Source organism: Streptomyces tricolor (genome assembly GCF_002155905.1).
Classification (GTDB): Bacteria; Actinomycetota; Actinomycetes; order Streptomycetales; family Streptomycetaceae; genus Streptomyces; species Streptomyces tricolor.
Map to the genome: position 1 here is coordinate 1 of NZ_MUMF01000061.1, position 6,452 is coordinate 6,452.

General features: G+C 73.0%; 6 protein-coding genes. 3 read left to right on the plus strand and 3 right to left on the minus strand.

Translation table 11 applies throughout. From position 1 onward, the window contains the following. The first annotated feature begins 189 nt into the window (after window positions 1-189). The 3 genes from CCN44_RS05125 (at window position 190) to CCN44_RS05135 (ending at window position 3,031) form a co-directional block, all read left to right on the plus strand. On the plus strand, window positions 190-867 hold the full coding sequence (locus tag CCN44_RS05125; protein ID WP_223283746.1) for a mycothiol-dependent nitroreductase Rv2466c family protein: 678 nt from the start codon (window positions 190-192) through the stop codon (window positions 865-867). 246 nt (window positions 868-1,113) lie between these two features. Next, window positions 1,114-2,640: a hypothetical protein gene (locus CCN44_RS05130; protein WP_237482438.1), complete on the plus strand. Its 1,527-nt coding sequence runs from the start codon at window positions 1,114-1,116 to the stop codon at window positions 2,638-2,640. A gap of 67 nt (window positions 2,641-2,707) precedes the next feature. Then, window positions 2,708-3,031, plus strand: coding sequence for a hypothetical protein (locus CCN44_RS05135; RefSeq protein WP_086696968.1), 324 nt, complete (start codon window positions 2,708-2,710; stop codon window positions 3,029-3,031). 90 nt (window positions 3,032-3,121) lie between these two features. Here the strand turns inward: CCN44_RS05135 and CCN44_RS05140 are convergent, their stop codons facing one another. From CCN44_RS05140 to CCN44_RS05150, 3 genes are read right to left on the minus strand one after another with little or no spacing between them, the layout of a single operon-like run. Next, window positions 3,122-4,459, minus strand: coding sequence for a protein kinase domain-containing protein (locus tag CCN44_RS05140; RefSeq protein WP_059253635.1), 1,338 nt, complete (start codon window positions 4,457-4,459; stop codon window positions 3,122-3,124). Continuing rightward, window positions 4,460-5,482, minus strand: a complete 1,023-nt coding sequence (locus tag CCN44_RS05145; RefSeq protein ID WP_308406479.1) for a protein phosphatase 2C domain-containing protein — start codon at window positions 5,480-5,482, stop codon at window positions 4,460-4,462. Continuing rightward, window positions 5,479-6,147, minus strand: coding sequence for a vWA domain-containing protein (locus tag CCN44_RS05150; RefSeq protein ID WP_086696970.1), 669 nt, complete (start codon window positions 6,145-6,147; stop codon window positions 5,479-5,481). The genes CCN44_RS05145 and CCN44_RS05150 overlap by 4 nt, the downstream gene beginning before the upstream one ends. Window positions 6,148-6,452: the final 305 nt, after the last annotated feature.

Genomic DNA, 6,452 nt, shown 5'->3' on the forward strand with positions numbered 1-6,452 from the left:
ACCTCGCGAACCGGTTCGCGCGCGAGCACCGGGCGCCCGGTTCACTGCCGGTCGCCGAACTGGTCCGGCTGGCCGACGAGGCGGTGCGGCAGGGCGGTTGAGCCCCCATGTCCGTCCGGCAATTGGGCCACTCGCAGGGGTGGTGATTGGGTCGGGACTTCGGCCCACCGGGGCACTAGCGTCGCCGTCATGACGCACCGCAGCACCGACACGACCGACACCACCGACACCACGGACACCACCGGCCCCCGTACCACCGCCGCCCCGGCCCGGGTCGACTTCTACTTCGACCCGGCCTGCCCCTTCGCCTGGATCACCTCCCGCTGGCTGCTGGAGGTCGAGCGGCTGCGCCCGCTCGACCTCCGGTTCCGGGCGATGAGCCTGTACCTGCACAACGCCGGCAACGAACTCCCCGACTGGTACCGGGACCTGGTGGACCGCTCGATCGGCCCGGTGCGGGTCGCGGTGGCCGCCGCCGAGCGGCACGGCGACGCGGTGCTGCGCGACCTGTACACCGCGTTCGGCACCCGCATCCACGAACAGGGCGTCAAGGACTTCGACACGGTGATCGGGGACTCGCTGGCCGAACTGGGGCTTCCCGCCGAGCTGTCGGCCGCCGCCCACGACCCGGCGTACGACGACGCGGTGCGCCGCAGCCACGAGGCCGGCGCCGAGCCGGAGTCCGGCGGCTACGTCGGCACCCCCACCCTCCACGTCGACGGCACCGTGTGGTTCGGACCCGTGCTGCGTGCCGTACCGCGCGGTGCCGAGGCGGCCGAACTCTTCGACAGCTTCCGGGTGCTGGCCCGCCACCCCGACCTCTTCGAACTCAAGCGCACCCGCACCGGCGCCCTCAGGTTCGACTGACCCGGCGGAAACAATGGCCGATAAACGCCCCTCCGCCGGGCCCGGCGCCTTCCACGTGTGACACGCGAGCGCCGACCGGCGCAGAACGAAGAGCCACCGCGGTCCGACGTCACAGGGGAGCGCCGGACCGCGGCGGCCGTTACCACACCCCCACCCTCCGGTACCCCCGCCTCACCGAACCACGCGACAAATCCTCGGGCTTGTCCCTAGGGTGAAGTGCGCGGAAGGCCTGAGGGGGACGGACGGATGAGTGTGACCGGCAGACCATTGCCGTCGTTGCCGCAGTACCGCAAGGACGGCGTGACCCGGCGGCTGAGCGCCTCGGTGTACCTCGACGACGACTTCGCCCTGTACGCCGACCGGATGCTCACCGGGGACCGGCTCAACGCCCTGGGGCTCAGCCTCAACATCAACTTCGTCGCCCTCGCCCGGCACGCCCGCGTGGCCACCCGCCGCCGCGCCGCCCTCGACCGCCGGCTCGCCTGCCTCCTGCCCGCCGTACCCGGCGCCCTCCTCGTCGGACTCTGGGGACTGGTCAACGCACACCCATCACTCGGATGGGTGGCGATTTTCGGCCCTCTCGGCGTCTACGCGGTCGCCTGGGCGCTGGTCCGCCACGCCGAGGCCCGCAGCCGCGACACGGCCCGGAAGGTGTTCCTGTCCGCGGAGAGACCCGAGCAGACCGCACCCCCCGTCGAGCCGGAGGCCGAGGCCGCGCTGCACGACCTCAAACGCGCCAACGTCCTGCCGTACGCCGACGAGGCCGCCTACACCAAGCCGTTCGTCGGCAGCGGCGAGAAGATCAAGGAAGTCGTCTGGCAGCCCATCGACATCAGCAGACCCGCCGACGCCCCCGGCGGCGGAAAGCTCCCGCTGCGCCCGTTCGACGTCATCGACCTGCACACCTACGTCGCACGGCAGATGGAGAACATCTCCGGCCTCCAGGGCCTGCGGGCCAGGAACCGGCTCTACGTGCGCGGCAGCAACGCCCACCTGCTCCCCGAGCTGCTGCCCGACCCCACCCGGCGGCCCCGCGCCCAGATACCCAAGCAGCTCGTGCAGGCCGGCCTCCGGTCACCGGGCGCGGGCATGCGCACCCACCTGTGCCTGGAACGCGTCGGCGAGGGCGGCCGGCTCATCGTCTCCATGTACCTGCGGGCGATCCTCCAGCCCCCCAGCCTCACCTGGGAGGTGGCCGCCTACGCGATACCGCCGCTGGACGGCCGTTTCCACCGCGTCGACCGGCTCCCCGTGGCCCCCCTCGAACGCTGGTGGGACCTGATCCGGTACGCCACCCGCCGTACCGGCCCCGAACTGCGCGGCTGCCTCGGCCGCATCCTGCGCCGCCACCGCTGGCAACGCGACCACGACCGGGCCCTGGCCCGGACCCGCCGCGCGATCACCAAGCAGCACCTCCGCCACGACTACGGCGCCACCGGCAGCCTGCGCGAGGACCTCGGCGCCTGGGACGAGGCCGGCTACATCGAGCGCACCGACGCTCAGGACTACCTGTTCCGGCTCCAGCAGGGCGTGCTGACCGCCACGGAACGCTTCCTGCGGGACCACAACATCGACACCAGTTCCTTCGACAAGGCCGTCCAGGTCATCAACACGCAGACGTACAACATCGGTAACGTCAGCGGCCCCAGCAACTTCGGCGCCCACGGGACGATACTCCTGGGCGGGCAGCAGGGGCCCGGACCGCAGGGCGGCCCCGGAGCCCAGGGCGGCCCCGGGCCCGCGGGATCCGGCCCGCCCGCGCCGCAGCCATAACCCCCAGCCATCTCCACGACTCCTCCGGCCCGGAAGCCCGGCGCCGGAGCAGAAGCGAGGACAGGACATGAGCACCTACAACTTCGGCAACGTCAACGGCCCCGCCAACTTCGGCGACCACGGCCGGATCCAGATCAACCACGCCCACCCCGACCTGCCGACCATGATGGACCTCGCCGAGCGGCTCACCGAGACGCTGCGCGCCGAGTACCCGGAGCTGGTGCCCCAGGGCGAGGTCATCCAGGCCCAGTTCCAGGAGTCCGCCGAGGACGGCCTGCCGCCGAACCGGGGCCGGATCCGCTCCGCGCTGGAGACCATCGCCATCGGGGCGTCCGCCGGCACCGGCAGCCTCGCCTTCACCCAGCAGCTCATCCACGCCCTGGGTCTGTGAGCGCCGGAGCCCCGCCGCCACGGGGCTCCGGCCTCGGGCGTCACAGGGCGCGGGCCACGGACGTACGTCACCGGGCTCCGGCCCCGGACGTCACCGCGCCCGCACCACCGCCCGGACCCCGCCGCCGAGGTCCAGGTCCAGCCCCGACCGCAGCGGGACCGTCTGACCGGGCTCGATCTTCTGCACGGTGCCGTCCGAGCGGGTGCCCGTCCAGGTCTCCCGCGAGCGGTTGGCGAGCCCGAACCGCCCCGGCTTGCTGGGGTGTTCGACCAGTTCCGCGACGAGCGCCGCGTCCGAGCAGTCGTGCCGGGCCGGCTCCGGCAGCAGATGGTGGGCCTGCACCCGGGCGGCGCGGCGCAGCCGGATGTGGTGCTCGGTGCGGGGCGGGGGAGTGGTCACCGTCAGCCGCGGCGGCAGCACCAGCCGGGCCCCGCACCCCCAGCAGTCCCGCGGCGGCGGGTTCTCCCCCGGCTCGGTCATGTTCTGCCGCCCGCACGAGGCGCACTCGACCACCGCGTCCAGCACCGCCCGCAGCGCGTCACGCCACTCCGACTCCCGCACCCGGGCGGCCGGATCGCGCAGCCCGATGGTGAACGAGCGCCGGAACAGCTCCCGCAGCTTCTCGGCCGCCGCCTCCCAGGTGGCCAGCACGGTCGCGTGCTCCATCGGATCGGGGGCGTTGGCATCGTCCGCCGGGTCGAACACGAACAGCGGACTCCTGCCGTACAGCTTGCGCTCCGCCGCCTCGTCCAGGCAGTGGATGCCCAACTCCCGCCTGCCCTTCAGCGGGTGATGGTTCATCAGCAGCATGAACAGCAGTACGGCCAGCGAGTGCAGGTCGGACTGGGTGCCCGGGCGGGCACCCGGATCCGCGCGCACCAGCTCCGGCGCCATGAACTCCATGGTCCCCGAGATGCCGCTGGCGTCGCCCTCCACCACCGCGTTGTCGTTGTCGCAGACCAGGACGTCACCGGTGTCCGGGTCGAAGAAGATGTTGCCCCAGGAGATGTCCCGGTAGGCGATGCCCCGCGAGTGCAGCGCCTGATACGCCTCCACCGTGTACAGGCAGGCCGTCAGCAGGGCACGCGGGCTGGTGCGCAACTGCCGCCGGAACAGCGCCGGCAGACCCTTGTAGCGGTCCGGGCGCAGCCCCATCAGATAGCCGAACGACCCGCGGTGCGCCGGCACGAACGCCTCCGGCCACAGGAACCGGTCGTCGGCGAAGTCCCGGGTCACCAGCTCCCGTACGATCGCCTCCTGCTCCGCGGTCGCGAGCGTCGGGTAGTACCACTTCAGGGCCCGCTCCCCGTGCGGCGTCCGGACCCGGTACACCTCGCCCTGGCCGCCCGCGCCGAGGAAGTCGAGGATCTCGACGTCGTCACCGTTCTCCGCCGCGAGGCGCACCCCGCCATCGAGCATGCCGCTCATCTACGTCTCCGTCTTCCGTTCCATGTCCGCGTCGCCGTCCGCTTCCCCGTCGGTCCGCTCGGCCGCCGCTCCGGCGTCCGCCGGGATTTCCTCCGAGACCTCCGCCGGAGCCGGGACCTCTCCCGGAGCCGAGATCTCTCCCGGAGCCGGGGTCCCCGACGGGGCCGGGGCTTCCGCCGGGAGCGGGGTTTCCGCCGGGCGGAGCGCCGCCGCCAGGGTCGTGTCGTCCCCGGAGTAGCGGGAGGCCTGGGCGAGCCAGTCCGGCAGGGTCTCGCGGACGTCCGCGAGACCCTTCTCGGCGAGCCGGCCGGCCAGCCCCCTGACGAACTCGCCGTACCCGTCGCCCGACGCGAAGCTCTTCGACAGGCCGTCCGTGGAGAGCACCACCAGCCGCGGCGCACGCGCCTCCTCGAACACCGGCGCCCAGTGCATCCGCACCGACAGCCACGCCTCCCGCCCGCACAGCGACTCGGTCTCGTCGCCCAGATCCTCCTCGGCGGGCGCGAGCGGCCGGCTCAGCGTGCCGTCGTGCTCCACCACCGCGAGATCTCCGTCGCCGATCTGCCAGGCCACGAACAGCCAGGGCGTGAGCACCGCACCGATCAGCGTGGTGCCGTACAGCACCAGCTTCTCCTGGGGCCGCGGCTCCCGGGCGGCCTCCTCCACCACCGGCCGGTTCCGGTCCCAGTGGCCGAGCGCCTCCTGCCGCCACTCGTGCACCAGGGCCCGCGGGAAGTCGTCCCGGGCATAGGTCATCAGCCGGGTCAGCCGCCCCGGCTCGTGGCAGTCGTGCGCCGCCCGCCCGAAGGAGGCGGCCAGGGGCAGGAACCGGTCCACGGCGAACCGCGCGCCCAGCGCGCTGCGCGCGTGCACCGCCGAGCCGTGCCCGTCGGCCACCGCCAGCACCAGCGGGTCGTCCCCGGAGCCGGTGCCCCGGCAGTCGAACCAGTCCTGGTTGCGGCGTTTGCCCACGCCCTGGACGCTGCCGGCCAGCGTCTCCCACCGTCGCACCCCGAGCGTCACCACACGTCGTCGTCATCGTCGTCGTCCAGCACCGGCGGCGCGTACGACTGCTTCGCCGTGCTCACCCCGGAGCCGTCCCCGGCGACCGGCTGGGAGGCCGCCTTCACGGCCGCCGTCGACGCCCAGCGGATCGCCGCCGCCAGCTGCTTGGGGCTGTTGGCGTCCAGCGGCTGCAACTCCGGATTGCCGAGGAACTCCTGGAGCACCCCGCGGTCCGCGTCCGCGCCGATCGCGATGGCCACCCGGACCGCCTTGCGGCCCCACGGGGTGGCGTCCACGGCCTTCAGGCCCGCCTTCCAGTCGTCGGTGGGCACCCCGTCCGACACCAGCGCCAGCACCGGCTTGAGCGCCCGCTGCGGCATCGGCGGGGTCTGCAGCTCCCGCGCCACCAGGTGCAGCGCCTCACCGAGGTTGGTCATGCCGTCGACCTGCACGTCCTGCCAGGTGAAGTCGTCCACCGGGACCGGGGTCTGGTGGTGCCACTGCGCGGTCGTGGAGAAGGTGACCGTGCGCAGCAGCAGTTGGGCGGCCGGGTTGTCGTGGGCCACCGACCGCATCTCCGGAACGGCTTCTCTGATCGCGTAGTTGAGTTTGGCGATCTTCTCGCCCTGCATCGAGAACGAACAGTCGAGCAGCCAGATGAAGTGGACCGGCCGGTTGGCCATCGGCCCGCCGGGAATGTCGCTCACGCCGCGGTTCCTTTCCTGTCGGAGGGGTTTGGTGTCGAGGGGGTCGGTCGGGTCAGGGCAGCAGCAGCCAGGCGGTGCCGGCGAGCGCTGCCGCCGCCAGCAGCAGGGCGGTGACGAACAGGCCCGCCAGCACCCGCCGGGCCCGGCCGACGGGCGGAGTCACGTGGTTCATGCCGGGCGGTACCCGCCTTCCCTGTCGGCTTCCGTGCCCGTCTCCGGCCGCCGGGGCCGCGGCACCCGGCGGCCGGAGACCGGCACGGAAGCCGACAGGGAAGGCGGGG

Bases quoted from the DNA above. Each gene is read 5' to 3' on its own strand.
- CCN44_RS05130 (WP_237482438.1), top strand. From the start codon at position 1,114: ATGAGTGTGACCGGCAGACCATTGCCGTCGTTGCCGCAGTACCGCAAG.
- CCN44_RS05140 (WP_059253635.1), bottom strand. From the start codon at position 4,459: ATGAGCGGCATGCTCGATGGCGGGGTGCGCCTCGCGGCGGAGAACGGT.
- CCN44_RS05150 (WP_086696970.1), bottom strand. From the start codon at position 6,147: ATGGCCAACCGGCCGGTCCACTTCATCTGGCTGCTCGACTGTTCGTTC.
- CCN44_RS05135 (WP_086696968.1), top strand. From the start codon at position 2,708: ATGAGCACCTACAACTTCGGCAACGTCAACGGCCCCGCCAACTTCGGC.
- CCN44_RS05125 (WP_223283746.1), top strand. From the start codon at position 190: ATGACGCACCGCAGCACCGACACGACCGACACCACCGACACCACGGAC.